Source organism: Alcaligenes sp. MMA, from assembly GCF_020907215.1.
Classification (GTDB): Bacteria; Pseudomonadota; Gammaproteobacteria; order Burkholderiales; family Burkholderiaceae_B; genus Alcaligenes; species Alcaligenes aquatilis.
Map to the genome: position 1 here is coordinate 713,125 of NZ_JAJJPP010000001.1, position 26,264 is coordinate 739,388.

At 55.9% G+C, this 26,264-nt stretch carries 24 protein-coding genes; 14 read left to right on the forward strand and 10 right to left on the reverse strand.

Annotated elements, in window-relative coordinates; genetic code table 11:
- Positions 1-72: 72 nt before the first annotated feature.
- From LNA76_RS03190 to LNA76_RS03200, 3 genes are all read left to right on the forward strand, one after another.
- Positions 73-660 (forward strand): hypothetical protein, encoded by a 588-nt coding sequence (locus LNA76_RS03190; protein WP_094196973.1) that lies wholly within the window; start codon positions 73-75, stop codon positions 658-660.
- Positions 661-774: 114 nt separating this feature from the next.
- A complete protein-coding gene (locus LNA76_RS03195) occupies positions 775-1,155 on the forward strand; it encodes a hypothetical protein (protein WP_094196972.1) in 381 nt (126 codons plus the stop codon).
- 237 nt (positions 1,156-1,392) lie between these two features.
- Positions 1,393-2,688, forward strand: a complete 1,296-nt coding sequence (locus LNA76_RS03200; RefSeq protein ID WP_094196971.1) for an aspartate carbamoyltransferase — start codon at positions 1,393-1,395, stop codon at positions 2,686-2,688.
- Positions 2,689-2,873: 185 nt separating this feature from the next.
- Here the strand turns inward: LNA76_RS03200 and LNA76_RS03205 are convergent, their stop codons facing one another.
- The 5 genes from LNA76_RS03205 to LNA76_RS03225 all read right to left on the reverse strand — a co-directional run bounded on the left by LNA76_RS03205 (position 2,874) and on the right by LNA76_RS03225 (position 8,854).
- Positions 2,874-4,394 carry a CoA-acylating methylmalonate-semialdehyde dehydrogenase gene (locus LNA76_RS03205; RefSeq protein WP_230017896.1) on the reverse strand — a complete coding sequence of 507 codons (1,521 nt, stop codon included), beginning with the start codon at positions 4,392-4,394 and terminating at the stop codon, positions 2,874-2,876.
- Positions 4,395-4,473: 79 nt separating this feature from the next.
- The gene (gene actP / locus LNA76_RS03210; protein ID WP_230017897.1) at positions 4,474-6,042 is read right to left on the reverse strand and encodes a cation/acetate symporter ActP; all 1,569 of its coding nucleotides are present in this window, start codon (positions 6,040-6,042) and stop codon (positions 4,474-4,476) included.
- Positions 6,039-6,356 (reverse strand): DUF485 domain-containing protein, encoded by a 318-nt coding sequence (locus LNA76_RS03215; RefSeq protein WP_094196968.1) that lies wholly within the window; start codon positions 6,354-6,356, stop codon positions 6,039-6,041. The genes actP and LNA76_RS03215 overlap by 4 nt, the downstream gene beginning before the upstream one ends.
- Before the next feature lie 51 nt (positions 6,357-6,407).
- Positions 6,408-7,202, reverse strand: coding sequence for a crotonase/enoyl-CoA hydratase family protein (locus tag LNA76_RS03220; protein ID WP_094196967.1), 795 nt, complete (start codon positions 7,200-7,202; stop codon positions 6,408-6,410).
- Between the two features lie 44 nt (positions 7,203-7,246).
- Positions 7,247-8,854 (reverse strand): long-chain-fatty-acid--CoA ligase, encoded by a 1,608-nt coding sequence (locus tag LNA76_RS03225; RefSeq protein WP_108727596.1) that lies wholly within the window; start codon positions 8,852-8,854, stop codon positions 7,247-7,249.
- A gap of 113 nt (positions 8,855-8,967) precedes the next feature.
- Here LNA76_RS03225 and LNA76_RS03230 point away from each other — a divergent pair, with 113 nt between their 5' ends.
- On the forward strand, positions 8,968-10,020 hold the full coding sequence (locus LNA76_RS03230; RefSeq protein ID WP_199827824.1) for a helix-turn-helix domain-containing protein: 1,053 nt from the start codon (positions 8,968-8,970) through the stop codon (positions 10,018-10,020).
- A gap of 32 nt (positions 10,021-10,052) precedes the next feature.
- Here LNA76_RS03230 and LNA76_RS03235 read toward each other — a convergent pair whose 3' ends face one another.
- The 4 genes from LNA76_RS03235 to LNA76_RS03250 form a co-directional block, all read right to left on the reverse strand.
- Complete coding sequence (locus LNA76_RS03235; RefSeq protein ID WP_108728719.1) at positions 10,053-10,949, reverse strand: recombination-associated protein RdgC; 897 nt, start codon at positions 10,947-10,949, stop codon at positions 10,053-10,055.
- A gap of 167 nt (positions 10,950-11,116) precedes the next feature.
- Positions 11,117-12,790, reverse strand: a complete 1,674-nt coding sequence (locus LNA76_RS03240; RefSeq protein ID WP_108727595.1) for an MFS transporter — start codon at positions 12,788-12,790, stop codon at positions 11,117-11,119.
- Between the two features lie 4 nt (positions 12,791-12,794).
- Positions 12,795-14,252 carry a sensor histidine kinase gene (locus LNA76_RS03245; protein WP_230017898.1) on the reverse strand — a complete coding sequence of 486 codons (1,458 nt, stop codon included), beginning with the start codon at positions 14,250-14,252 and terminating at the stop codon, positions 12,795-12,797.
- Between the two features lie 10 nt (positions 14,253-14,262).
- Positions 14,263-14,952 (reverse strand): response regulator transcription factor, encoded by a 690-nt coding sequence (locus LNA76_RS03250; RefSeq protein ID WP_094196964.1) that lies wholly within the window; start codon positions 14,950-14,952, stop codon positions 14,263-14,265.
- A gap of 206 nt (positions 14,953-15,158) precedes the next feature.
- On the opposite strand from LNA76_RS03250, the gene recA reads away from it, so the two are divergent.
- On the forward strand, positions 15,159-16,241 hold the full coding sequence (recA, locus tag LNA76_RS03255) for a recombinase RecA (protein ID WP_230017900.1): 1,083 nt from the start codon (positions 15,159-15,161) through the stop codon (positions 16,239-16,241).
- Positions 16,242-16,324: 83 nt separating this feature from the next.
- Complete coding sequence (gene recX, locus LNA76_RS03260) at positions 16,325-16,873, forward strand: recombination regulator RecX (RefSeq protein ID WP_257790051.1); 549 nt, start codon at positions 16,325-16,327, stop codon at positions 16,871-16,873.
- Between the two features lie 155 nt (positions 16,874-17,028).
- Here recX and LNA76_RS03265 read toward each other — a convergent pair whose 3' ends face one another.
- Positions 17,029-17,949, reverse strand: a complete 921-nt coding sequence (locus LNA76_RS03265; protein WP_121739037.1) for a LysR family transcriptional regulator — start codon at positions 17,947-17,949, stop codon at positions 17,029-17,031.
- A 117-nt stretch (positions 17,950-18,066) separates the two neighbouring features.
- Between LNA76_RS03265 and metE the strand changes: the two genes are divergently transcribed.
- The 8 genes from metE (at position 18,067) to LNA76_RS03300 (ending at position 26,260) form a co-directional block, all read left to right on the forward strand.
- Positions 18,067-20,361, forward strand: a complete 2,295-nt coding sequence (gene metE / locus LNA76_RS03270) for a 5-methyltetrahydropteroyltriglutamate--homocysteine S-methyltransferase (RefSeq protein ID WP_230017902.1) — start codon at positions 18,067-18,069, stop codon at positions 20,359-20,361.
- 272 nt (positions 20,362-20,633) lie between these two features.
- Positions 20,634-21,212: a DUF2889 domain-containing protein gene (locus tag LNA76_RS03275; protein ID WP_230017903.1), complete on the forward strand. Its 579-nt coding sequence runs from the start codon at positions 20,634-20,636 to the stop codon at positions 21,210-21,212.
- 84 nt (positions 21,213-21,296) lie between these two features.
- Entirely contained in the window at positions 21,297-22,457 is a 1,161-nt protein-coding gene (sucC, locus tag LNA76_RS03280; RefSeq protein ID WP_094196960.1) for an ADP-forming succinate--CoA ligase subunit beta, read from the forward strand.
- Between the two features lie 21 nt (positions 22,458-22,478).
- On the forward strand, positions 22,479-23,360 hold the full coding sequence (sucD, locus tag LNA76_RS03285) for a succinate--CoA ligase subunit alpha (protein ID WP_094196959.1): 882 nt from the start codon (positions 22,479-22,481) through the stop codon (positions 23,358-23,360).
- A gap of 299 nt (positions 23,361-23,659) precedes the next feature.
- A complete protein-coding gene (locus tag LNA76_RS03290) occupies positions 23,660-24,364 on the forward strand; it encodes a TerC family protein (protein WP_094196958.1) in 705 nt (234 codons plus the stop codon).
- A gap of 4 nt (positions 24,365-24,368) precedes the next feature.
- Positions 24,369-24,494: a hypothetical protein gene (locus LNA76_RS17950; protein WP_003799533.1), complete on the forward strand. Its 126-nt coding sequence runs from the start codon at positions 24,369-24,371 to the stop codon at positions 24,492-24,494.
- A complete protein-coding gene (gene hemC, locus LNA76_RS03295; protein WP_108727591.1) occupies positions 24,491-25,453 on the forward strand; it encodes a hydroxymethylbilane synthase in 963 nt (320 codons plus the stop codon). The genes LNA76_RS17950 and hemC overlap by 4 nt, the downstream gene beginning before the upstream one ends.
- A 6-nt stretch (positions 25,454-25,459) precedes the next feature.
- The gene (locus tag LNA76_RS03300) at positions 25,460-26,260 is read left to right on the forward strand and encodes a uroporphyrinogen-III synthase (protein ID WP_094196956.1); all 801 of its coding nucleotides are present in this window, start codon (positions 25,460-25,462) and stop codon (positions 26,258-26,260) included.
- Positions 26,261-26,264: the final 4 nt, after the last annotated feature.

Here is a 26,264-nt window from a genome sequence, read left to right on the forward strand (position 1 = left end):
GCTTGCACTTTTACATGGCTGATACACTGCTATCCTTATTGATTCTTCGTAAAGAGAGAGGGAAACTTCATTATGATGACTTTACGCGCGCTCGCTCGAATTTTGGCTCCTGTTGGCTTGGTCGCACTGGCCGCTTGTCAGACCGTTCAAGAAAAACCGAGCGATACCGCTGGTGCTTCCAGCACCGCAACGCAAACAACTCCCTCCACGCCAGCAACTGGCGCTCAGCAGCCTCAAGCACAGGCAGGTGCCCAGCAGCAAGCCGCACCGGTACAGATTTTCCTGGCTGACACGCAGGAGCAAGCGGGTTGGGCTCGCGTCGATGTCCAGCCCAATGGTGTTCTATTTGTGAATCCGCGTGCCGTGGTGGTACGTCAGGATCTGGTTGGCGTACAGGCCGGTACTAACGACAGCAAGGAAGGCTTGTTGGCGTTGGATTTAACGCCAGAGGCGGCGCAACGTTTGCTGCAAGTGACCACTCAGTTCCCCAAAAAGCGCTTGGCGTTGGTCGTGGGTGACACGATGTTGGCTGCTCCCGCTTACGGTTCGCCCGTTAAAGATGGCCGCCTGATTTTCATGGTGGGCACTGAAGCTAACGCCTTGGCTGCTGCGCGTGCCATTGCCGGTCAAGAAGCGACACAAACCAACGGCAAGAAGTAAGCCCTGCTTACGACCTTAATGCCACCCTGGTCTTGGGTTCATCCATGCCTGGCTTGTTGAAAAATGCGGTGGGTGTCCACACCCACCCCTCTTGTTAAAAACAGGAAAGTCGGTATGGTGACCCCGCCCAGCAGTTTTACTTTTTATATCCTTTCTTTTCGGGTTCTGATCAGCCTTCATGGGGCCGCGCTCTTATTCATCATGTTGATGGGCACTGGAGCGATCGGATCCGTTTTTGTCCCCGCTTTTTTACGTCTGCCCCTGTTCGTCTTTCTGATGGGGCTGGTCTCGGCGTTTCTGGCCTTGTGCTGGAGCCATTGGACCCTGGCGTGGCACAGCTCCAAAGCAGGGCGTCGCTGGGCCTGGATTCCCGGTTTCTGTTCGGCCTTCTTTCTGGCCTTGAGCCTGGCGCTTTTTGTGATCGGCGTCTGGGGCACCTTGGGCCTGGCTGATTTTGCCTACCAGCATAGCGAGTGGCTTACCTCCGGTCAGTAAGATTACAAGGGCCTCATGGCGCCCAATGATGATCAGGCCACACCTTCTACCACGCCGTATCGGCAGCGTCCCTAATTGTTGTCTTGTTTTGCTCCGTGCGCGTAGCGAGTAGCGGCTCTGAGCGGCTGCGTAGATTGTCGTTGTATTTTCTGCAGTGGGTTCAATTCTTTCTCGCTTTTTGATCAATTGCGGTCTTAAAATATACGCATTGCGTATGTTTTAGAAGCGAGAGCTGATATGGCCGTCTCCCAACAAGTTTTTTTGCGTGATGCAATGCGTCGCCTGAACCTGACTCGTGACGTTTTTGCGGCACGTATTGGGGTCAAGCGCCGTGCATTGGATACCTGGCTGCTGCCTGAAGGCTCTTTGGAGTCGCGGGCCATGCCTGAAGTGGTGCAGCGTTTTGTCACGGAAATCGTGGAAAATGAAGCATTGCTGAGTAAATATGCGCAAAGCGCACAGTCCGGTCCCTTGCGTGATCGCATTGCCACCGGCGGCAAACATCAGCTCTTGTCCGTAGACCAGTTCACCCGTGAAACCGTGGAAGAGCTGTGCAGCCTGGCCGACATCATGCAGCCTATCGCCCGCCGTCAAAAAGTATCGCGCGTGCTGGAAGGTGCTGTGCTGGGTAACCTGTTTTTTGAAGCCTCCACCCGTACCCGCGTCAGCTTCGGCTCGGCCTTTTGCCGCCTGGGTGGTTCGGTATGTGACACCACCGGCTTTACCTTTTCCTCCATGGCCAAAGGCGAGTCCATTTACGACACCAGCCGCGTCATGAGCGGCTATGTGGATGCCATGGTGATCCGTCACCCTGAGCAAGGCTCGGTCGCGGAATTTGCGCGTGCCACCAATATTCCTGTGGTGAACGGTGGTGATGGTGCGGGCGAACACCCCAGCCAGGCGCTGCTGGATCTGTACACCATCAGCACGGAGTTCTCTCGTCTGGGCAAGTTGCTGGATGGCGCACATATTGCCCTGGTGGGTGACTTGAAATATGGCCGTACCGTGCACTCCCTGATCAAGCTGCTGGGCATGTACCGTGGCCTGAAATTCACCCTGATTTCGCCCCCCGGCCTGGAAATGCCTGAACACATTGTGGAGCAGGTTGCCAAGCAAGGTAAGCATGTCATTGAACAGACCAGTTCCTTGGAAAAAGGTCTGCCCGGCGTGGATGTGATTTACGCCACGCGAGTGCAAAAAGAGCGTTTTGAAGAAGGGCAGGATGGCAGCTTTACGGCTGACTTCCAGGTTAACAAAGCCATTATCGACCGCTGCTGCGGCCCTGATGTGATTGTGATGCACCCACTGCCACGCGATAGCCGCGAAGGTGCCCATGATCTAAGTGTGGACCTGAACCACGACCCGCGCCTGGCTATCTTCCGTCAGGCTGACAACGGTATTCCCGTACGTATGGCGATCTTTGCTGTGCTGCTGGGTGTAGAGACGCTGGTGCAGCATTCCATGCGTGATGTGACCTGGGACCCGCCATCGCATGTCGGTCCTGATGATGCGGTTTTCCATGGCATGTATTAAATTGGGCAGGTGCTAGCGCTAATCACGCGCCAGCATTAAAAAAACCGGGGCTCTGATTCAGAGCCCCGGTTTTTTGTCTTTTATCACAGCGCTTTTAAAATCGGCTGGGTTAGCAGATTGATAGCGGTGACATGCCACGCTGAATCGGCGCTTGCAGGCGAAAATTCAGCCCAGAAAATCCATGTTTATTTGGATGTAGGCATGGCAAATTCCGCACCCTTGGAGATGCTCTCAGGCCAGCGTTGCATGATGGATTTCTGGCGTGTGTAAAAGCGCACGCCTTCTTCACCGTAGGCGTGCATGTCGCCAAACAGGCTCTTTTTCCAGCCACCAAAACCGTGCCAGGCCATAGGGACAGGAATTGGGACGTTGATACCGACCATACCTACGTGGATGCGGCGGCCAAATTCACGGGCCACGTTCCCGTCACTGGTAAAGCAAGCGACACCGTTGCCGAACTGGTGCTTGTTGATCAGTTCAATGGCACTGGCTAGATCCGGTACACGTACGCAGCACAGAACAGGGCCAAAGATTTCATCCTGATAGACGCTCATGTCGGGGGTGACGTGATCGAACAGGGTACCGCCCATCCAGAAGCCGTCCTTGCAACCTTCACCGGCTTTGGCACCGTCAAAGTTACGACCGTCTACCAGCAGTTTGGCGCCTTCTTGTACACCTTTGTCGATGCAGCTGCTGATACGCTCGCGTGCTTGCTGCGTCACGATGGGGCCCATTTCTGCCGCTGCATTGGTGCCGTTCAGAATCTTCAGGCTGCGAGTGCGTTCTTCCAGCTTGGGCAGGATGCGCTCGGCAGAGTCACCCACCAGTACAGCGACTGAGATGGCCATGCAACGCTCGCCTGCCGAACCGTAGGCGGCACCGATAAGGGCGTCCACGGTCAGGTCGATGTCGGCGTCAGGCATGACGACCAGGTGGTTCTTGGCGCCACCCAGTGCCTGGACGCGCTTGCCGCCAATGGCGCCCATTTCATAAATACGGTTGGCAATCGGGGTGGAGCCCACAAAGGACACGGCTTGCACGTCCTGATGATTGACCAAGGCCTCAACCGCGTCTTTATCGCCTTGCACCACGTTGAACACACCATCGGGCAGGCCAGCCTGCTTCAGCAGCTCGGCAATAAACAGGCTGGGGCTGGGGTCGATAGGGCTGGGTTTGAGCACAAAGGTGTTGCCCGCAGCAATCGCTACAGGGAACATCCACATGGGCACCATGACCGGAAAGTTGAAAGGGGTGATACCCGCGACCACACCCAGGGGCTGGCGCATGGTCCAGTTGTCGATATTGGTGCTGACCTGTTCGGTGAAATCGCCTTTGAGCAGTTGAGGAATGCCGCAAGCAAACTCCACAATTTCAATGCCGCGAGTGACTTCGCCCATTGCATCGGACAGAACCTTGCCATGCTCGGCCGTAATCATGGCGGCCAGCTTTTCCTTGTTCTCGTTGAGCAAGGCCAAAAAATTGAACAGGACACGGGCGCGGCGAAGTGGTGGGGTGTCGGCCCAGGCGGGGAAAGCGGCCTGGGCACTGGCCACCGCAGCGTCAATATCTTGCTGGCTACCCAGTCTGACTTTGGCGCTAACCTGGCCGGTGGCCGGGTTGTATACCGGTTGAGTACGGGTACCGGCGCCAGCCTGCTGGCCACCTCCGATGTAGTGAGCAATTTCGGGGGTGTTTAACTCTGTCATGGTGATGCTCCTGCTGGGATGAATTAAAACAAGGGGCGGTAACCTGATCGGGCCGGGCTACCGCCAGCGTACCAGGTACCTAGTGAGACACAGCGGCAATACCAACTGCGGTTTCAGCGCGGACTTGCTGGGCGTCAAACCCATCACGGTCTTGGCTGGCGCGACGGCTGTTGTCCAGTTTTGATATAAAGTAGATCATGAAAAATGCCAAAGGCATGGAAATCAGGGTGGGGAAGTCATACGGGAATACTGCCTCGGAAAAGCCCAGAATGCGTACCCACACGGCTGGAGACAGAATCACCAGGCCCAGCGCCACGAGCAGGCCGCTCAAACCGCCATAGATAACGCCTCGGGTAGTGACACCGCGCCAGTACATGGACATCAGCAAGACCGGGAAGTTAGCCGAGGCGGCAATACTGAAGGCCAGGGCAACCAGGAAAGCCACGTTTTGGCCACGGAACAACAGGCCCAGAAAAATGGCCACGAACCCAATACCGATTGATGCCAGGCGGTTGACGCGCATGGCTTGCGATGGCGTGACGTCGTCACGGCGGATGACTTTGGCGTACAGATCGTGAGCGACCGCTGATGCTCCTGCCAAGGTCAGGCCACTGACCACGGCCAGAATCGTGGCAAAGGACACGGCGGCCAGCAAACCAAACAGCAGATTGCCGCCCAAGGCCGTTGCCAGATGCATGATAGGCATGTTCGAGCCGCCCAACACCATGCCCCCAACCTTGCCATCCACATAGAACTCGGGGTGGTTGGGCAAGATGGCCATGGCAGCCAGACCCAGAAAGCAGATCACCACAAAGAACACGCCCATCAGCCCGGTTGCCACGAATACCGATTTACGGGCTGCGCGTGCATCAGGTACGGTGAAAAAACGCATCATGATGTGGGGCAGACCTGCAATGCCAAACACCAGGGAAACGGCCAGGGACAGACCCGAGAACGGATCGGCCATCAGCTTCCAGGGGCCCTTCATGGCTTGGCCTGCCTGATGATGATCGGCAGCAGCGCTGACCATGGCAGAAAAGTCAAAGTTGAAATACCACATGGCCAGGGCAGCCATCAAAAAGCCATTACCCATCATCAAAATCGCCTTGATGATCTGTACCCAGGTGGTTGCCACCATGCCGCCCACCACGACGTACACCATCATGAGCAAGCCCACGGCCACCACGGCATAGGTGTAGTCGATGCCAAACAGCAGTTGCACCAGTTGCCCTGCGCCGACCATTTGCACGATCAGGTAAAACAGCACTACCGTCAGCGAGCTGATCGCAGTAAAGATGCGCGTGCTGCGTTCATCCAGCCGGTATGAGACGATGTCGCTCAAGGTGTAGCGGCCCAGGTTGCGCAGGCGCTCGGCAATCAGAAACATGATGATCGGCCAGCCCATGAAGGCGCAAACCGCATACAGCAGCGAGTCAAAGCCGTTGGTAAAGGCCAGGGACGAAATGCCCAGCAAGGTTGCAGCGGACATGTAGTCGCCCACAATGGCCAGGCCATTTTGCGTGCCGGTAATGCCGCCTCCTGCCGTGTAAAAGTCCGAGCTGGAACGTGTGCGCGACGAGGCCCAGTAGGTAATGCCCAGGGTAACCAGGACAAAAGCCGCAAAGATCAGAATGGCTTGTGTATTCATGGGCGTACCTTTGCCAGTACTCGCTCGCACAGCGGGTCAAAGCGGGTGTTGGCGATATGGATATACACGCCGGTTAATAACCAGGACACAAAAATCAGTCCTATTCCGTACACCATGCCACTGTTGACAGCTCCTCCACTGCCCAGCTCATGGGTTAGAACGCCGGGCCAAAAAATGGCCGTTACGATGAGCAGGCCCGTCAGCCCCAGGCAGAGGCCGGCGCAGGCAAATGCCAGACGCCGCCGCTGCGACTTGAGTTGCTCATATTCCTGTAGTCCGGCTAGTTTCCGGCTTAACTCTTGATGCGACAGCATGGTTTTGTCTCCGTATTGTTGTGATTACTGCCCATGTTCGCCTGGCCGATGTTATTTGGTCGGCTTCACTTTATGAGCTTTCTTATTAACAAACTCCCCCAAGCGGTCCTGCACATCTCGCCCGGTTTGTACTACGGCTGCCATCAAGCCCTCGGCAAAGAGGCCATCGGTGGCAGACATATCGGCAATGCGGCTGATCGAGCTGACAATGGCGTAGTTCGACAAGATGGCATTGCCTGCAATGCGCTGGGCCAGTTCCAGGCTCAGCTCATAAGCAGTTTTAGGGTTGGCTTCGTTATTGCATACGTAATGCGCCAAGCCCAATCGTTCTCCCTCCACGGCATCAAGTACGCGGCCTGTCAGCATCAGTTCGATCATGCGGTTGGGGGAGATGATTTTGGCGGTACGCACGGTAGCGCCACCACCGGTAAAGATGCCGCGTGTGCCCTCAGGCAGGGCAAAAAAGGTGCTGCTGTCTGCGACACGAATGTGCGCCGCACTGGCCAGTTCCAGACCACCGCCCACGACGGCGCCCTGCAAGCAGGCGATGACGGGGATGCCACCATGTTCGATCTTGTCGAACGCACGGTGCCAGCTTTGGCAAACGCGCAAAAAATCCACCGCGCCGCGTTCTTTGTCGTGGTGTTCTTTCAGGTCCAGGCCCGCGCAGAAATGGTCGCCTTCTGCCTTCATCAGAATGACCCGGATGTGCTCGGGAATATTGGAGAAGTACGCATCAATTTCAGCAATGGCATCTTCATCCAGGGCGTTGCGCTTGTGCGCCTTGTTCAGCGTGACAATTCCGATGTTGTCCAACTCGGTGGTCAGCAGGAAAGGGGCGGCCATAAAAAACTCCTTGTGTTACGTAATCGCGAGGGCGGCAGTGCAAGTCAGCTGGGATTGGTTTGATCGGCCAGCATTTTTCGCAGTGCCATTTTTTGGATCTTGCCAGTTGCCGTCATGGGCATCTGGTCGATGAAAATTACTTTGTCGGGTACCGACCAGCGGGTGACACGATCCTGATAGCGTCGCAGCATCTGGGTCTCGTCCAGATCAGCCCCTTCGCGTGGCACCACGAACAGCACAGGGCGTTCCCCCCACTTGTCGTCCGCTTGGGCGATGCAGGCTGCCAGCTCGACCAAAGGTTCCTCCATGGCGATGTTCTCGATCTCGATCGAGGAAATCCATTCGCCACCGGACTTGATCACATCTTTACTGCGGTCGGTAATGTAGACGTAGCCATCGGCGTCGATGGCGCCTACGTCACCGGTGCGAAACCAGCCGTTTTCACTGGCCAGATCAGGTTTGCCGTAATAGCGGTCCATGATCCAGTTGCCCTGGATCAGCAGGTGGCCGCTGCTCTTGCCATCGCGTGGCAAGGTATTGCCTTGGTCGTCGACGGTTTTCAGGCGCACGCCGAACAGGGCTCGGCCTTGCGAGGCCAGCACGTGTTGTTTCTGCGCTTCGGGCAGATTGCTGTGCTTGGGGAGCAATTGGCATACCGTGCCCAGCGGCGAGGTTTCCGTCATCCCCCAGGCGTGGCGAACGGTAATGCCGTAGCTGGCCCAGGTGGCAATCATATTGGGGGGACAAGCCGAGCCGCCAATCAGAATGCGGCTCAAGGTGCTGAACGGTTTGTCAGTCGCTTTGGCGTAGTCCAGCACGGTTTTCCAGATGGTGGGTACACCCGCAGACAGAGTGACACCCGCCTGTTCACATAAGGAATAAATACGTTCGCCTTGCAGGTTCGCACCGGGAAGCACCAGCTTGGCGCCGGACAGCAAGCCTGAATACGGCAGGCCCCAGGCGTTGACATGAAACATGGGCACCAAAGGCATGATGGTATCGCTGCTGGCAATGCTCAGGGCATTGGGGTGGGATGAGGCGTAGGCATGCAAGAGCGTGGAGCGGTGGGTATACAGCACGCCTTTGGGCTCGCCCGTGGTCCCGGAGGTGTAGCACAGGCCGCTGGCTGTGTTCTCGTCAAACACGGGCCATGTAAAGCCGGTGGTGTCATTGCCCAGCCAGCTTTCGTATTCGTCAGCCAACGGGCCGTGGGCCTGGCTGCCCATGCGCACCCACTGCGTGACGGTGGGGCATTGGCCGCGCAGATAGTTGACCATTTCTTCGAAATGTTCGTCGTAGAACATCACCGTGTCTTGGGCATCATTGATGATGAAGGCAATTTGCTCGTACGTCAGACGGGGATTGACGGTGTGACAGATCAGACCGATGCCCGAGGTGGCGTAGTAAATTTCCAGGTGGCGGTAGGTATTCCATGCCAAAGTCGCCACGCGCTCGCCGGGCTGCAGACCTGCACGGTGCAGTCCCAGGGCTAGATCCTGAACTCGGTGGGCAAATTCAAGATAGCGGTAGCGATGTAGCTCGCCATTATCCAAAGCGGTAACAATTTCCTGCTCAGGGTTATTCTCTAGGGCGTGGGTGAGAATTGAACTGATGAGCAAGGGCATGTGCATCATATTTCCAGTGCCTAACATGGTGATGTCTCCTTGTATTATGTGTGTCAGCATAGGATGGTTTAGCACCTTACCCAATAGCGAATACTGACGCCGAGTATGCAAAAAGTGACAATCTTAGAGGGGATGACAAAATGAATGGTGCACCCGGCGCGCTTCCCGTGCCTGTCGATGCCGCACGTACCGCCACGGTGGCGCTGGATCTGGTGCAAGACTGGTTTCACAGCCTGCGCACCAGTTATTCGGAGGAGGTTCTGGATCAGTGCTTGAAGCAGGCGGGCATTGTGAAGGGCTTTATTGATCGGCCCGGTGCCCGGCTGACGCGGGATCAGTTAGTGCGCTTGTATCAGGAAAGCGCCAAGAAAACAGGTGATGAAATGATGGGTTTTTGGACACGTCCGATTCGTTCAGGGGCCTTGAAGTACATTGTGCGCACCGTGCGAGATGCGCCTTCCATCAATGTGGCCTTGTATCGTTTTACCCAGTTTTGGAATCTGCTGCTGGACGATTTCAGCTTGAACCTGATCCGCACTGACAAGGAGTTAGGCATCGAATTGGTGCCGCGTTATTCCACGGCCGTTGTACATCGCTTCGGTCATGCGCTCATGTTGAAATTCACGCACGGCATTGTCTCCTGGCTGGTGGGACGTGAAGTGCCGGTGCAACAGGTTGCGTTTGCATTTGCTCGACCGGCCTTTGCGGCGGACTATTCTGTATTGTTTCCTGCTTCAGTCTGTTTTGATGTGCCCTGTTCGCATATTTTGTTTCAGGTGGAGTTGGGGCAGGTGCGCCCGCAACGGACGCAGGTCGAGGCACGGGCCTTTTTGGAACGCGCCCCGCGTGACTGGATTTTTACCTCCTATCGCGAACACGCCTTACGCCTGAAGGTACGGGAAATTCTGCATGCCGACTTGGGTCATACCCTAGAGGATGTGTCGGGAAAACTGCATATGTCCGCACGCACCTTGATCCGCAGGCTGCAAGAAGAAGGCCTGTCGTTTCAGGGGATCAAGGATGAATTGCGCCGAGACTTGGCAATTTTCAAATTGCTGCGCAAAGATATGTCGCTGGCTGAAATTGCTTATGCATTGAAATTCAGTTCGCCAGCGACTTTTCACCGGGCCTTTCGCCATTGGACGGGAATGACGCCTGGTGTGTATCGCGCCGCCCAACAGGAACTGACCTGAAGGGCGGTTCAGCTAGGCTATGTGGACGGGCTTTACTTGCGTTCGCCGCCCAGCACTTCGACCAGATCGCTGATCATCTTGGCCAGCTCGGAGGTCATCAAGGTCATGTCGGCATCAAAAATTTCGTCATCGTTGACGGCCGTCACGTCTTGTTTTTCAGTCAGGATATCCAGCGGGGCCACGCGTTTGACGTCCAGCGCGTCGGTCAGCACAAAGCTGATGCGATCCGCCCAGGTCATGGCCAAACGGGTGCACTGCTTGCCAGCCTCCACGTGCTTGCGGACTTCGGCTATATCCGCGCTTTGCTTGACGTAGCGCACGGCAGCACCGCTGTCGCCAGTAGAGCGCAACTCGGTGTCCTGGTCCACGGTGAAGTTGGCCAGTTGTTCTTCATCCACCAGCCAGGAGGTCATGGCTGCAGCGGGCGATTGCTCGGTGTACAGGGGCTGCACGGGGAAGGGCTCTATGCTCTTGGCCAGCAGGCCCAGCACTTCGTCGCTCTTGGCGGTGGCAGCGGCATCGATAGCCAGCCAGTGGTTGCGGGTGTCGATCCACACACGGGTGTCGCGTGAGACGGCGAAGGCGCGAGGCATCAAGTCCACAATGACTTGTTCCTTGATTTCCTTCATTTGCTTTCGGCCGGGTTTGTAGCCTTGTTGCTCTTCGATATCACGAGCCTTTTCACGAGCGACTTGATTGATCACGGTGGTGGGCAGCAGCTTCTTTTCGGCACGCAAAGCGATCAGGTACTGGCCGTTGACTTCATGTACCAGGGCATTGTTCTCGCGGGGGCTGACCCAGCCCAGGCTCAACGGCTCCTGGCTGGAGCCAGGGGTGAAGCTGTGTTTGGACAGAGCTTCTTCCAGCTCTTGGGCGGAACATACCCAGTCGGGGGAGAGACGATAGATGCGTAGATTCTTAAACCACATGGATACGAAGATAATTAAACAGATAAAGGAAGCGGGCACCATGCCCGAGGCAATGTTCGATTGTACGCGCAGATCTTCTTGTGTCGCCCGGCCATTTACGGACCCTTGCATTTGCCTGAGAGGGGGCGCGCAATGGCAGGCGAAAAGCGTTCGGATGCAAGGCGTTGCTAACGATTGATGTCGTTGTGGCGGGTTTCCCGCACAAAGGGAGCGCCAATTGCAACGGTGACCAGACAGATCAAGATCGGATACCACAAACCATCATATATATTGCCGGTGACGGCAATGATGGCAAAGGACAGGGTGGGTAAAAATCCCCCGAACCAGCCGTTGCCGATGTGATAGGGCAGGCTCATGGACGTGTAGCGGATGCGAATCGGGAACATTTCCACCAGCATGGCCGCGATAGGGCCATAGACCGCCGTGACCAAACCCACCAGGTACGTCAGCAGGAGCACCAGCATGACTTTATTGGTCTGGGCCGGATCAGCACCGTTCGGGTAGCCATACTGGCGCATGGTCTGGGTCAGTTCATTTTTTAGTTCTTGCGAGTGGCGAGCAAAATCGGCTCGGCTCAGATCCCCGCCTTCAAAGCCGTCAATAACATGGTCGCCAATACGCACCTGGGCCACCTGGCCGGGTGAGCCTGTGACGTTGTTGTAGCTGACAGCGTGGCTGGCCATATAGGACTTCACGATATCGCAAGAGCTGGTGAAGGTATGGCTGCCCACCGGATTGAATTGGAAAGAACAACTGGCCGGGTCGGTGATGACAGTCACGGGGGCGTTGCGTTGCGCCTGGACCAAAGCGGGATTGGCAAAATAGGCCAGGCCCTGGAAGGCCGGGTAATAGGTCAGGGCAGCGAGCAAGCAGCCCGTCAGGATGATGGGTTTGCGCCCAATTTGATCTGAGAGCCAGCCAAAAAAGATAAACAGCGGAGTGGCCAGTAACAGAGAAATCACCATCAAGGTTTGCGCCAGGGTGGGGTGCAAACCCAGCATGTGGGTGATGAAAAACAAGGCGTAAAACTGCCCCGTGTACCACACCACGCCTTGGCCTGCGGTCAGCCCAAACAAGGCCAGCAAGGCAATACGCAGATTCGCCCAACGGCCAAAAGACTCGGTAATAGGCGAGGTCGAGAGCGTGCCTTCTTCCTTGATGTGCTGAAAGGCCGGGGACTCTTTTAGATTCATTCGTATCCACACGGAGATGGCCAGCAACAGAACGGAAATCAGAAATGGAATGCGCCAGCCCCACACGACAAAGGCGTCTTCGCCGACCAGGCTGCGTATGCCCATGATGACCAGCAGGGACAGCAGCAAACCGACTGACGCGGTGGTCTGAATCCAGCTAGTGTAAAAGCCGCGTCGGTGCTGGGGTGCGTATTCAGCCACATAGGTGGCGGCACCGCCATATTCGCCGCCCATGGCCAGTCCCTGCAACAGGCGCAGAACGATCAGCATGATGGGGGCGGCAATTCCGATGGCCTCATAGCTGGGCAGCACACCCACCAGAAAGGTGGACAGACCCATGAGCAAGATGGTGATCAGAAAGGTGTACTTACGGCCCACACGGTCGCCGATTCGACCAAAGAGCAGGGCGCCAAAAGGGCGCACTGCAAAACCGGCGGCAAAGGCCAGTAAGGCGAAGATGAAGCCGGCCGTCGGGTTCACGGCGGAAAAGAAGTGTTGCGCCAGAATGGCGGCCATGGAGCCGTAGAGGTAAAAGTCGTACCACTCGAACATGGTGCCCAGGGCGGAGGCAAAAATAACTTTGCGGCCTTGGCTATCCAGTTTGTTCTTGGTTTTCGGAAGGGCAGCACTGATGATTGTCTGGGGCATGGGTTCAGGCTCTCCAAGGCAAAGACAGTGGGAAACTGACTCGCAAGCGCAGGCCACTTTCCTGGCCCCCAGTCAGTGGCATAAAGTCGATAGAGGCGCCGTGAATCTCGGCGATTTCCCGCACAATGGCCAGCCCCAGACCACTACCGTCCGCCTGGTTGCCCATGATGCGATAAAAACGATCAAAAATCCGTGCTTGATGTTCAGTGGGAATGCCGGGTCCGTTGTCCTCAATTTCCAGCCACGCTTTGCCTGGGGCCTGGCCGGTACGCATGGTGACCCACCCGCCCTTCGGGGTGTAGATCAGGGCGTTGTCCAGCAGATTGTTGATCAGTTCATCGAGCAGGACCGGATCGGCTTGCAAAAGGATGGCTTTGGTATGGTTTTCCAGGCCCAGGTCCAGTCCAAGCTCTAGGGCATCGGGTACACGTTGGCCTACGTGCAATTCGGTTAGCGTATTCAGGTCCAGGGTTTGCTGGGTGGAGGCGTACAGGGTGTCACTGCTCTCGGCGCGCGCCAAGGCCAGCATTTGGGTAACCAGACGCGTGGCGCGGTCGGTGCCGCGTACCAGTTGTTGCAGGCTGGCTTCGGTCTGCTTTGGGTCACGTTCGCGCAAGGCCAGTTCGGCCTGGGTGCGTATCCCGGCAAGCGGAGTTTTCAGTTGATGAGCAGCATTGGCGACAAACTGGCGTTGAGTTGCTGAAAACTGTGCTTGCTGGGCCAGTAGCCCATTCATGGCATCAATCAGTGGCACGATTTCGGCAGGCGCTTGTTCCTGATCCACGGGTGACAAATCGCCCGGCGCACGGGCGCGCAAGCGCGCTTGCAGCAGGTTCAGCGGCTCCAGGCCATGAGTGAGTCCCAGGCCCGCCAGCATGGCTGCCAGCGGCACCAGAATAAATTGCGGTGTCAGCATCCCGATCAGAATTTCTCTGTGTAGAACCGCTCTATGTTCATTGGTTTCGGCGGCAACCGCCAGAAAGGGCGTGTTGTTCTTGTCCTTGCCGCCCCAGACATAGGCCAGTCGCAGACTTTGATCGTTCAGAGTGACGTCTCGGTAGCGCAGCAAGTCGGTGTCGTAGCTCCAGCTATCGGGAACCGGCAAACTGGCATTCCCAGCGAGCGGCTGGCCATTGGCATCGCGGATTTGCCATAACGTGGGTGTCGGGCTTTCCTGCCGCAAAATCGTCTGCGCGCCATGTGACAAATGAATGGCTTGGCTCAGGTCCTGACGGCTGATTTCTACTCGCAGCAAGTCCAGGTGATCGCGCAAGGTGCGGTCATAGGGTGAGTTGGCAATGTGCTGGGCGATGAAATAAGTAATGACAATGCCCACTGTCCACAGCAAGAACAAAGGCCCGAAAATCCAGATCATGATCTTGTGGATGAGCGGGCGCGGAGCCACGCGCTTGTCTTTTGCGCGTGCGTCGGTATTTTTTGGGGGCGGGCTGGCGTGCTGCATGGACGATCCCTTAGGCTGGAGCGTCTTCTCGCAGTTTTTCTGGTTCCAGACAGTATCCCAAACCCCGCACAGTCAGGATGCGTACACCGCTAGGCTCCAACTTCTTGCGCAGGCGGTGGATGTAGACCTCGATGGCATTCGGGGTGACTTCCTCGCCCCACTCGCAGAGCAGGTCCACAAACTGGTTCTTGCTGATCATGCGACCGCTGCGCGACAGGAAAATCTCCAGCAAACTGGTTTCGCGTGCCGACAGCTCCAAAGGCTGATTATCTATATAAGCCATGCGCCCTTTCAGATCGAAGCTCAGCCGTTTGTGATGCAGCAAAGCGCTGCTGGTGCCCGTGCTGCGACGCGTCAAGGCACGTACACGGGCTTCGAGCTCGGTCAGGGCAAAGGGTTTGGACATATAGTCGTCCGCGCCCAGGTCCAGGCCGCGTACGCGCTGTTCTACGGTGTCGCTGGCGGTCAGAATCAGAACGGGCAAGGTGTCCTGGCGCTGGCGGATTGACTGCAGCACCGACAGGCCGTTTTTTTTGGGCAGATCCAGATCCAGGATCAGAAGGTCGAAGCTTTGCAACTGCAAGGCGGAGTCTGCGCTATCGCCATCGTGCACGACATCGACCGCATAGCCTTCGTAGCGTAAGGAACGAGAAAGTCCATCCGCGAGAATACTGTCGTCTTCGGCTATGAGTATGCGCATGACCCTACACAAACAAATGATTGAATGGCTGTTCGGCATTGTTGCATAAGCTCGACAGGCCGGTCAGTAGGGGATAACGATGGCGCTTGGTGAATATATTTGAATATCTGTGTATATATACAGTATAATTTGATGCAATAATTAGGTTTGATTTTTAATTGCCGTGCCCGTCCGTTGGGGCGCCATTCCACAGTCAAGGATTTTTCATGGACGATAAAAACAGTAAAGCAGTGGCCTCGGAACGTTCCAAAGCGCTGGCCGCCGCTCTGTCGCAAATCGAAAAGCAGTTCGGCAAGGGCTCGATCATGCGTTATGGCGACGACAACGTCGAGCATGACATCCAGGTGGTCTCTACGGGTTCGCTGGGTCTGGACATTGCTTTGGGCGTCGGTGGCCTGCCACGCGGTCGAGTTATTGAGATTTACGGCCCGGAATCCTCGGGTAAAACCACGTTGACTCTGCAAGTCATTGCAGAAATGCAAAAACTTAAAGGCACGTGTGCCTTTATTGATGCCGAGCACGCGCTGGATGTGCAGTACGCGCAAAAGCTGGGCGTGAACCTGGGCGATCTGCTGATCTCTCAGCCCGATACCGGCGAACAGGCCCTGGAGATTACTGAAGCCCTGGTGCGTTCGGGTTCGGTTGACCTGATCGTTATCGACTCAGTGGCGGCCCTGACTCCCAAGGCTGAAATCGAAGGCGATATGGGCGACTCCCTGCCCGGTCTGCAAGCCCGCCTGATGAGCCAGGCCTTGCGTAAATTGACGGCAACCATCAAGCGCGCCAATTGTATGGTGATCTTCATTAACCAGATTCGTATGAAGATTGGTGTCATGTTCGGCAACCCTGAAACCACCACGGGTGGTAACGCACTGAAGTTTTATTCTTCCGTGCGTCTGGACATTCGCCGTATCGGTTCCATTAAACGTGGCGACGAAATGGTGGGTAACGAAACCCGAGTCAAAGTGGTCAAGAACAAAGTTGCACCGCCTTTCAAGCAAACCGAATTTGACATCATGTACGGCAGCGGTATTTCTCGTGAAGGCGAGATTATCGATCTGGGTGTGCAAACGGGCGTGGTCGATAAGGCGGGCGCTTGGTACAGCTACGATGGCAACCGGATTGGCCAAGGTAAGGACAATGTGCGTGAATTCCTGAAAGAGCGCCCCGAACTGGCCCGTGAAATCGAAAATAAAGTGCGTGAAAAATTGGGCGTTGTCTTGATGGGCGCCGCAACCAGCCGCCCAGTTACGGCCCCTGTGGTTGATCCGGCCCAGGGAGAAGTCTGATTTTCCCCCCAGAGTTCGATGATGAACCCTTTGAGACAGACCCGGAAGAAATCCGGGAACGTAAACAAGCTCAAAGGGAGCGCATTGCTGCGCTTTCTGCCCGACCCACACGGGCGGGCAGAAATGTAGAAAATCGTTCGGGTGATACTGCGCCGGCTACGGAAAATAAAGCCTCGTCCAAACGGCCGGGGCTGTCTCTTAAAGCCAGAGCCTTGAATTTTTTATCCCGACGCGAATACTCGCGCCTGGAATTGGGCCGCCGACTGGCCCCTCATGCAGAAAGTGCTGAAGAAGTGGAAGCCTTGCTCGACGCCTTGGTCGAGCAGAAATGGCTGTCCAACGAGCGCTTTGCGCATAGTGTCGTGAACCGCCGTGCCTCGCGTGTGGGCACCCGGGTCATTCTGCAAGAACTGCGCCAGCATGGCGTGGATGTAGAGCAGACCGAGATCATCAAAGAAGAATTGATGGCGACCGAGCTGGAACGGGCTAAGCAAGTGTGGGGCAAGAAATTCAGTGCGCCACCAGATGATCCTCGCAGTTACGCCAAACAATATCGCTTCATGGCCAGCCGCGGCTTCTCGGGTCGTATCTTGCAGCAAATATTGGGTGATTGGGAAGACGATCCGGCTTGAGTGCGCCCCTTCATCGGCAATGCTTTGCGGCACCTCTAGGCTGTATGCTGCGGCCATAAAAAACGTACGTTGCCCAAGTGTGGAGTACGCTCGTTAATACGTCCCCTTTATCTATATAGCGGTTCAGGTGTTTTGCTATGCCACCGTTAAATAGTTCAAGGTTGCGCGGCCACAATGCCTTGTAGGCTTTTGAAGCAGGTCTCGCGTGCTTGCGCCAAAAAGGCCTGTACATAATCCGCCTGTAAGTCCTCGCTGCGCACTGCGGCGTAAAGCGTACGCCAGATACCGTGCTCGCCCAAACGGCAGGTACGAATCGAAGCCGGGTTCAGAAACTCCGTCAAAGCCCAGTTCGGCAAAGCCGTCACGCCGCGTTGGCTGGCAACCAGTTGCACGATCATGGGCGTCAGTTCGGCCTGTCGAACAGCGGCAGGCTCCACATCGGCTGGTGTCAGGAACTGCGTGAAAATATCCAGACGATTGCGTTCTACCGGGTAGGTAATCAGGACTTGATCCGTCAGTTGGAAAGGCTCTACATAGCGGTACTGTGACAAAGGATGTTGGTTGGATACGGCCAGCACCAATTCGTAGCGAAACAGGGGCTCGTAGTGGACGGCGGGATTGTCCTGTGGGTCCGACGTAATCACCACATCCAAATCCCCTCGCATCAAGGCGGGCAAGGGCGCAAAAGAAAACGCCGCACTCAAGTCCAGCGTGACATCAGGCCATTGCTGCCTGAATGCGTCCAGCGCGGGCATCAACCATTGAAAGCAGGAATGACAATCAATCGCCACATGCAGGCGCCCCGTACGTCCGGCGGCAAGCCGTTGCAGATCACGTTCGGTAGCACGTACACGCGGCAAGATGTCATCGGCCAGAACCAGGATGCGTAAGGCAGCCGTGGTCAGGCGGGCAGGGCGGGTACGCCGGTTCAGTAATTGCACTTGAAGTCGCACCTCCAGATCTCGCAGTTGGTGCGAGAGGGCGGACTGTGTGACATGTAGACGCTCGGCGGCTTCCTGCAAGCTGCCGCTGTCACGAATGGCGGTTAGGGTCTCGAGATGACGAATTTCAAGCATGTTGAGAGAAACTCATAATTAGCATGGTTTATTTGATTTTTTTTCAAGTAATTATACAGGCACAATAGTTTTCGAGCGCCTGATGCGGGCCGCTTATTTCTAATTTATGGGTTTACTATGACTGTTATTCATAATCTGGGTTTTCCCCGTATGGGGATACAACGCGAATTAAAGCGCGCTTTGGAAGCCTATTGGGCCAGCCAGGTAAGCCAGCAAGAGCTCTTGGATACAGGCAAGGCCTTGCGTGCTCGGCATTGGGATTTGCAAAGCAAGGCAGGCCTGGACACCGTGCCTGTGGGTGATTTTGCCTGGTATGACCAGATTTTGGAGTGGAGCACCTTGCTGGGAGCGGTTCCCGTCCGGTTCGGCCAGGCTGAAAATGCCCCCGTGTCTCTGGATACTTTGTTTCGCATGGCGCGTGGCCGTGCGCCCAGCGGTAGGGCTGTCGCCGCTTGTGAAATGACCAAATGGTTCAATACGAATTACCACTACATCGTCCCCGAGCTCGCACCAGGTCAAGGTTTTCGGATAGCCCGTGAGTTCTTGTTTGAGCAGATTGAGGAGGCCAAGGCTCTGGGGTACAAGGTCAAGCCCGTGATTCCTGGTCCCTTGACGTGGTTGTGGCTGGGTAAGGGAGATGCGTATGAGGGCTTGACCGATGTGGGCAAGCTCGCTTTGCTGGACGCCTTGTTACCAGTTTATGAGCAAGTGCTGGCTCGTTTCAAAGCCCAGGGTGTGGAATGGGTACAGATTGATGAACCTGTTCTGGTTCTGGATTTGCCTCAAGAGTGGCAGGACGCCTTCCGTTGTGTCTATCAAAGCCTGAACCAATCCGGTTTGAAGCTGCTGCTGGCGACCTATTTTGATGATCTGCACGAAAATGTCACGGTCTTGAAAGACTTGCCCATTGCGGGTGTGCATGTGGACGCTGTGTGCGCACCGGCTGCTTTACAGGCGGTGCAAGCGGTATTGGGGCAAGACCAGGTGCTGTCTGCCGGCGTCATCTCGGGGCGCGATATTTGGCGTACTGATCTGGAAAAAACACTTCAAACTCTGGAACCCTTGAAAGCGGCCTTGGGTGAGCGACTGTGGATAGCACCCTCCTGCTCGCTTTTGCATGTGCCCGTGGACGTACAGAGTGAAACAGGCCTGGATGCTGAACTAAAGAGCTGGCTATCCTTTGCGGTGCAGAAACTTGATGAACTCAAGCTGTTGCAAGGGTTGCTGGATGGCTCCTTGGATGAAGCGGGGCAGCAGGCGGTTCAAGCTCAACAAGCTGCTTTGAAATCGCGCCGTGAGTCCAAGCGTACGCACAATCCTGCGGTACAAGCCCAGATGGCCAAAATTAACCAGTTCAAGCGTCAACGAACTCCATTTGCTCAACGTATTGAAGCTCAGCGCAACAAGCTGAATTTGCCCGCCTATCCCACCACCACTATTGGTTCCTTCCCTCAGACCACTGAAATTCGTACGGCTCGACGCGATTGGCGTGGCGGTGCGCTCAGTGATGCGGCTTATGAAAAAGCCATGCAGGCTGAAATCGAGCAAGTCATCCGTTTTCAGGAACGCGTTGGGCTGGATGTTTTGGTGCATGGCGAGGCCGAGCGCAACGATATGGTGGAGTATTTTGGGGAGTTGTTGGGTGGTTTTGCTTTTACGCAAAATGGTTGGGTGCAAAGCTACGGTTCGCGTTGCGTCAAGCCGCCAATTATCTTTGGTGATGTGTTGCGGCTGGCACCGATGAGCGTGGCTTGGTCCTCTTATGCCCAGTCTTTGACCGAGCGTCCCGTCAAAGGCATGCTGACCGGCCCGGTGACGATGTTGCAGTGGTCCTTTGTTCGTGACGATCAGCCGCGCGCTGATACCTGCCGTCAATTGGCGTTAGCCCTGCGCGATGAGGTCTTGGATCTGGAGCAGGCGGGTATTCGTGTCATCCAGCTTGATGAGCCGGCCTTTCGTGAAGGTTTGCCGCTACGTCATGGGGATTGGCAGGCGTATCTGGACTGGGCAGTGGATTGCTTTCGCCTGTCCACCAGCGCCGTGTCCGACGAAACCCAGATCCATACCCATATGTGCTATTCGGAGTTCAACGACATTATGCCGTCCATTGCCGATATGGACGCAGATGTGATTACGATCGAAACCTCACGCTCCAACATGCTCTTGTTGGATGCCTTCGAGAGCTTTGAGTATCCCAACCACATCGGCCCGGGTGTTTACGACATTCACTCGCCTAATGTGCCTGACAAGGACTGGATGGTCCGATTGTTGGGGGAGGCTGCCAAGCGCTTGCCTGCCGACCGTTTGTGGGTGAATCCGGATTGCGGTTTGAAGACGCGGGGCTGGGCTGAAACGGCAGCTTCCTTGCAGGCCATGGTGGATGCGGCCAAAGCATTGCGAGCTGTTGCCTGATTTAGTGCAGGCATGAAATAAACCGCCTAAATGGAATGTCAGGGCAGAGCACGTCCCACCTTGTTGCCGGATTTTCCTGACAGAACGAAAACGTCCTCCCGCCGGGCGGTCGTTTTTTTCATGCAAATTTGGTATACCGTAGTATCGACGCCGCGTAGACCCTGTGTTTGGCCCGCTTTGGATGTGCTTGCTGATTATGTAAGTGGCTGATACGGAACATACGAGGTGCGTTATACTTGATCGGTTTCAATCTTGCCGCCTCGTCCATATCAATGCCTTTGCCCCCGCCGTCCATTGCCCGTGAACCAATGCATACCCGTACCATCACGGTACAGTCGTTTGCACGGGAAGATGGCCTCTGGGATCTGGAGGCCTCGCTGCTGGATGTGAAGTCCTACGACTTTCCCATACGCAATGGCCAAACCCACAAGGCAGGCGATCCCGTGCATTTAATGCATCTGCGTATCACCATCGATAGCAGCTTCGAGATTGTGGATGCGGTGGCGGTCTACGATGCGGCCCCTTATCAGGACAACTGCTCGTCCATTTCGCACGCCTACCGGAAATTGGTAGGCCTGAATTTGCTCAAGCAGTTTCGTCAGGGTGTCAAAGAGCGCTTTGGGCGCTCGGCTGGCTGTACGCACATGAGCGAGTTGGCGCAGGTTTTGCCAACTACTGCGGTACAGACCATGGCCGGGCGACGTCGCAGCAGTGGAGAATCAGAAATCTATCGCACCGATAAGCAGCCTTTCCACCTGGATGGCTGTCATGCCTTGCGTTTGAGCGGTCCCGTGGTTGAGGAGTTTTATCCCATCTGGTATCGACCCAAAGTCACCGACGGGATGGACTAGTTTTTTGTTTTAGTCAGGTCTCGGGCTCTGGCCTGGAGTTCCTGCCTTCTTTTTTTATTGTGTTTTTAGACTGACAGGTATCACATGAAAATTCACGAATATCAGGGCAAAGCACTGCTTAAGCAGTTTGGCGTTGCCGTGCCACGCGGAATTCCTGCCTTCTCCGTCGATGAAGCGGTTGCAGCTGCGCAGGAGCTGGGTGGCTCTGTGTGGGTTGTCAAAGCCCAGATTCACGCCGGTGGCCGTGGCAAGGGCGGTGGCGTCAAGCTGGCTCGCTCGATTGACGAAGTGCGTCAACTGGCCTCGGAAATCCTGGGCATGCAGCTGATCACTCACCAAACTGGTCCTGAAGGCCAGAAAGTGGGTCGCCTGCTGATCGAGGAAGGCGCGGACATCAAGAAGGAATACTACGTCGGTATCGTTACCGACCGTGCTACCCAGCGCGTGGCCGTGATGGCTTCCAGCGAAGGCGGCATGGAAATTGAAGAAGTGGCCGAGCGTGACCCCGACGCCATTCTGAAAGAATTCGTGGACCCGGCTGTTGGCCTGACCGACGAGCAAGCTACCAAGCTGGCTCGCGGTATTGGCGTTCCTGACGCTTCCATCGAGAAAGCCGTTGCTGAATTCCAGAAGCTGTACAAGTGCTACACCGAAACCGACGCTGAACTGGCCGAGATCAACCCTCTGATCCTGACCGGCTCGGGCGACATCATCGCTTTGGACGCCAAGTTCAACTTTGATGGCAACGCCTTGTTCCGTCACCCCGATATCGTGGCTTTCCGTGACCTGGCTGAAGAAGATCCTGCTGAAGTTGAAGCCAGCAAATACGATCTGGCCTACATCCAGTTGGACGGCAATATCGGCTGCCTGGTGAACGGCGCTGGTCTGGCTATGGCAACCATGGACACCATCAAGCTGTTTGGCGGCGAGCCTGCCAACTTCCTGGACGTGGGCGGTGGCGCTACGGCCGAAAAAGTGACCGAAGCCTTCAAGATCATGTTGGCCAACAAGGGCGTCAAAGCCATTCTGGTTAACATCTTCGGCGGCATCATGCGCTGCGACGTGATCGCTGAAGGCGTGATCGCTGCGTGCAAGGCCGTCAACCTGAACGTGCCTCTGGTGGTACGCATGAAGGGTACCAACGAAGAGCTGGGCAAGAAAATGCTGGCCGATTCCGGTCTGCCCATCATCAGTGCTGACACCATGGCCGAAGCGGCGACTGCTGTTGTCGCTGCCGCCAAGTAAGAAAAGGTTGAGGATTAGCAAATGTCGATTCTGATCAATAAAGACACCAAAGTCATCACGCAAGGGATCACCGGCAAGACCGGCCAGTTCCACACCCGCATGTGCCGTGAATACGGTAATGGCATGGAAGCCTTTGTGGCTGGCGTGAACCCCAAGCGTGCTGGTGAGGATTTCGAAGGTGTACCTATCTACGCCTCCGTGTCCGACGCCAAGGCTGAAACTGGCGCGACCGTGTCGGTTATTTACGTTCCACCCGCAGGCGCTGCTGCTGCCATCTGGGAAGCTGTCGAAGCGGATCTGGACCTGGTTATCTGCATTACCGAAGGCATCCCTGTTCGCGACATGCTGGAAGTTCGCAACCGCATGCGCGCTGAAAACCGTAAAACCTTGCTGCTGGGCCCGAACTGCCCCGGTCTGATCACTCCTGACGAGCTGAAGATCGGTATCATGCCCGGCCACATTCACCGCAAGGGCCGCATCGGTGTGGTCAGCCGCTCCGGCACGCTGACATACGAAGCCGTTGCACAAGTAACCGAACTGGGCCTGGGTCAATCCTCGGCTGTGGGTATCGGTGGCGACCCAATCAACGGTCTGAAGCACATCGACGTACTGAAGATGTTCAACGACGATCCTGATACCGATGCCGTTATCATGATTGGCGAGATCGGCGGTCCAGACGAAGTCAACGCGGCTTTGTGGGCTAAAGACAATATGACCAAGCCCGTTGTTGGCTTTATCGCTGGTGTGACAGCGCCTCCCGGAAAACGTATGGGTCACGCTGGTGCCCTGATCTCCGGCGGTGCCGACACGGCCGATGCCAAGCTGGAAGTGATGGAAGCCTGCGGTATTCGTACCACTCGTAACCCATCCGAAATGGGCAAGCTGCTCAAGGCAGTGCTGTAAATAGTCGTACCAGGGCCCGCTTCGGCGGGCTCGTTGTCTGGCTGCTTTAGGCAGCCGGGCAAGATTGGCCAGCCGGTTTCGTCAAGAAAAACACCACAACCGGGCGCATTCCTTCCCGAATCTGGCCAGCCTGATCATGCTCAAACGAATCAAGTAAGAAAAAAGCCCCCATCTTGCATAGGCTAGGACTAGCTTGCTGCGTTAAGGGGCGTTGTTGTCTTGGAACGGCCTGGCTACAAAAAAAGAAAAGTTGTCCAGCGCCTGGGAAGAGGGCTCACGTTTAGCGACACGGGAACGAAATGATTGAATTTCTCCAAACCCTGCATTGGGGTTCACTGTTTCAAATTGTACTGATTGATATTCTGCTCGGTGGTGACAATGCGGTTGTGATTGCGCTTGCCTGCCGCAACCTGCCTCAGCAGCAGCGCATGCAAGGTATTTTGTGGGGTACTGTAGGCGCGATTATTCTGCGTGTCATCCTGATCTTCTTTGCGCTGACCTTGCTGGACCTGCCCTTGTTGAAAGTGGTGGGCGGTCTTTTGCTCATGTGGATCGGCATTAAGCTGTTGATGCCCGACGATGATGCGCACGGCAATATCCAAGGGGGCGGCACGATCTGGGCCGCCGTTAAAACCATTATCATCGCCGACTTTGTGATGAGCCTGGATAACGTGATTGCCATTGCCGGTGCAGCGCAAAACGCGCATCTGGACCACCAGTTGGGCTATGTGATCTTTGGTTTATTGCTCAGTGTCCCCATTATTGTCTGGGGCAGCACTCTGGTCCTGAAATTGATCGACCGTTTCCCTATCGTGGTGACCCTGGGTGGTGCTTTGTTAGGCTGGATTGCAGGCGGCATGCTGGTCACAGACAAGATTGTGGAAAATCAATTTGGCGTGCAGCCCCAGCCTGTTAAACTCGGAGTCGAGATTGTTTGTGCCTTATTAGTGGTGGCGCTGGGCAAGTGGCTGGCGCACCGTAAAGGTTCTACCAAGGAAGCATAATTCTATGGCAATTTTTAAATCCTCTGACGCCAAAGGTCAGGAAAGCGGTCTGTCGCTGCTACAAGGCTTAGGTATCTTGGCCATTATCGGTATTGTTGCTGCCGCTATCGTGCGCTACTTCGCTGCGTGATTGTTGTGGCTTCTACTCCTCAGGAATTGGTGATTGCCACTCGTGCCAGTCAACTGGCCTTGTGGCAAGCCAAGCATGTACGCGACCGTTTGCAGCAGCTGTACCCGCAATGCAAGGTGTCCTTGCTCGAAATGACGACCCGTGGCGATCAGATTCTGGACCGTACGTTGTCCAAGGTGGGCGGCAAGGGTTTGTTTGTCAAAGAGCTGGAAACCGCCTTGCTGGATGGCCGTGCCCATCTGGCGGTGCACTCTTTGAAAGATGTGCCAGTGGTATTGCCCGAGTCCTTTGATCTGCCCATCATCATGGAACGGGACGACCCACGCGATGCTTTTGTTTCCAATACTTATGCCAATCTTGCGGCTTTACCTGCTGGTGCCATCGTAGGGACTTCCAGCTTGCGTCGTGAGTCTCAGATTCGTGAACGCTACCCGCACCTGGACATCCGTCCGTTGCGTGGCAATGTCCAGACACGTTTGTCCAAGCTGGATCGTGGCGATTACGACGCCATCATTCTGGCTTCGGCTGGTTTGCGCCGTCTGGAGTTAGCCGAACGTATCCGCGATTACATTTCGATTGAAGACAGCTTGCCGGCGGCCGGACAGGGGGCTTTGGGCATCGAGATCCTGAAAACCCGTACCGATGTGGCCCACTGGCTGGCGCCTTTGGCTCATTCCACCAGCCATGTGTGTGCGCTGGCCGAACGGGCTGTATCGCGCGCCTTGGGCGGTTCCTGTCAGGTGCCTTTGGCCGCTTATGCCACGCTGGATGGTGACGAACTGAATCTAAGCGGCCTGGTGGCCGAGCCTGATGGTTCCACGGTTTACCGTGCCCAGATCAGTGGTGCAGCTAAAGATGCGGAAGAGCTGGGTCTGTCTCTGGCGGACGACCTGAAGCAGCAAGGTGCCCAAGCCATTCTGGATCGCTTGCTTACGGAACTACCCGTAGAAGGTGAGTAAAGCGGCATGAACCTGCCCTGTGTCTTGCTGACCCGCCCTGCGGGACGGAATGAAACCCTGTCGGCCGCCCTGGCTGTGCAGGGTTTTTCTTCCTTGGTCTTGCCTGCCTTGAGCCTGCAGGCTCAAAACCTGTCTGAGGAACAATGGCAAGACCCCAACGATTTTGATCTGGTGCTCTTTGTGAGCAGCAGTGCCGTTAATTTCTATTTTGCGGCCTTGCAGGCGCGTGGCCGGAGCTGGCCTAACAACGTATTGCTGGCCGCTGTTGGTTTGGCCACCGCCACCCGCCTACGCACCCAGCCGGGCGTGTGTTCAGAAGCCGTACTTCATCCTGAAAGTGCTGACTCCTTGCAGGATTCAGAGGCCCTGTGGACGGTGCTGGAGCCTCGGCTCGCGCAACTTGAGCGGGTGCTTATTGTGCGTGGCCATAATGGCCGTGAGTGGTTGGGGCAACAACTGGAGAAGCGCGGTATTCAGGTTCAGCGTCTGGCCATTTACCAGCGTAGTCCTGCTCAGTGGAGCGTGGAGCAGGGCCGTCAAATTCGTGCCAGTTTGCAGGCAGGCCGTCTGGCCGTGTTGCTTAGCAGCTCTCAAAGTGCCGATGCGGTATTTGCTAATGTCCAAAGCCTGGGTTTGATGGACGTTTGGGCGCGATGCGCCTATGTGGTCATTCATCCGCGTATTGAGGAACATTTACAGTCCTTATTGCGGCAGGCTGGAATCACAGCGCCACCAATGGTAAAAAGGTGTACGCCAGACGATGATGACATTGTCGCTGCCTTGATGGCGGTGCTCTCGCGCGATTAGCCTT

Coding starts and splice junctions, on each gene's coding strand:
- LNA76_RS03205 (WP_230017896.1), bottom strand. CDS start 4,394: ATGACAGAGTTAAACACCCCCGAAATTGCTCACTACATCGGAGGTGGC.
- LNA76_RS03230 (WP_199827824.1), top strand. CDS start 8,968: ATGAATGGTGCACCCGGCGCGCTTCCCGTGCCTGTCGATGCCGCACGT.
- sucD (WP_094196959.1), top strand. CDS start 22,479: ATGTCGATTCTGATCAATAAAGACACCAAAGTCATCACGCAAGGGATC.
- LNA76_RS03275 (WP_230017903.1), top strand. CDS start 20,634: ATGCCTTTGCCCCCGCCGTCCATTGCCCGTGAACCAATGCATACCCGT.
- LNA76_RS03235 (WP_108728719.1), bottom strand. CDS start 10,949: ATGTGGTTTAAGAATCTACGCATCTATCGTCTCTCCCCCGACTGGGTA.
- LNA76_RS03245 (WP_230017898.1), bottom strand. CDS start 14,252: ATGCAGCACGCCAGCCCGCCCCCAAAAAATACCGACGCACGCGCAAAA.
- LNA76_RS03195 (WP_094196972.1), top strand. CDS start 775: ATGGTGACCCCGCCCAGCAGTTTTACTTTTTATATCCTTTCTTTTCGG.
- LNA76_RS17950 (WP_003799533.1), top strand. CDS start 24,369: ATGGCAATTTTTAAATCCTCTGACGCCAAAGGTCAGGAAAGCGGTCTG.
- LNA76_RS03265 (WP_121739037.1), bottom strand. CDS start 17,949: ATGCTTGAAATTCGTCATCTCGAGACCCTAACCGCCATTCGTGACAGC.
- LNA76_RS03250 (WP_094196964.1), bottom strand. CDS start 14,952: ATGCGCATACTCATAGCCGAAGACGACAGTATTCTCGCGGATGGACTT.
- LNA76_RS03200 (WP_094196971.1), top strand. CDS start 1,393: ATGGCCGTCTCCCAACAAGTTTTTTTGCGTGATGCAATGCGTCGCCTG.
- LNA76_RS03300 (WP_094196956.1), top strand. CDS start 25,460: ATGAACCTGCCCTGTGTCTTGCTGACCCGCCCTGCGGGACGGAATGAA.
- LNA76_RS03290 (WP_094196958.1), top strand. CDS start 23,660: ATGATTGAATTTCTCCAAACCCTGCATTGGGGTTCACTGTTTCAAATT.
- LNA76_RS03190 (WP_094196973.1), top strand. CDS start 73: ATGATGACTTTACGCGCGCTCGCTCGAATTTTGGCTCCTGTTGGCTTG.
- LNA76_RS03240 (WP_108727595.1), bottom strand. CDS start 12,790: ATGCCCCAGACAATCATCAGTGCTGCCCTTCCGAAAACCAAGAACAAA.
- actP (WP_230017897.1), bottom strand. CDS start 6,042: ATGAATACACAAGCCATTCTGATCTTTGCGGCTTTTGTCCTGGTTACC.
- metE (WP_230017902.1), top strand. CDS start 18,067: ATGACTGTTATTCATAATCTGGGTTTTCCCCGTATGGGGATACAACGC.
- recA (WP_230017900.1), top strand. CDS start 15,159: ATGGACGATAAAAACAGTAAAGCAGTGGCCTCGGAACGTTCCAAAGCG.
- sucC (WP_094196960.1), top strand. CDS start 21,297: ATGAAAATTCACGAATATCAGGGCAAAGCACTGCTTAAGCAGTTTGGC.
- LNA76_RS03215 (WP_094196968.1), bottom strand. CDS start 6,356: ATGCTGTCGCATCAAGAGTTAAGCCGGAAACTAGCCGGACTACAGGAA.
- LNA76_RS03220 (WP_094196967.1), bottom strand. CDS start 7,202: ATGGCCGCCCCTTTCCTGCTGACCACCGAGTTGGACAACATCGGAATT.
- LNA76_RS03225 (WP_108727596.1), bottom strand. CDS start 8,854: ATGTTAGGCACTGGAAATATGATGCACATGCCCTTGCTCATCAGTTCA.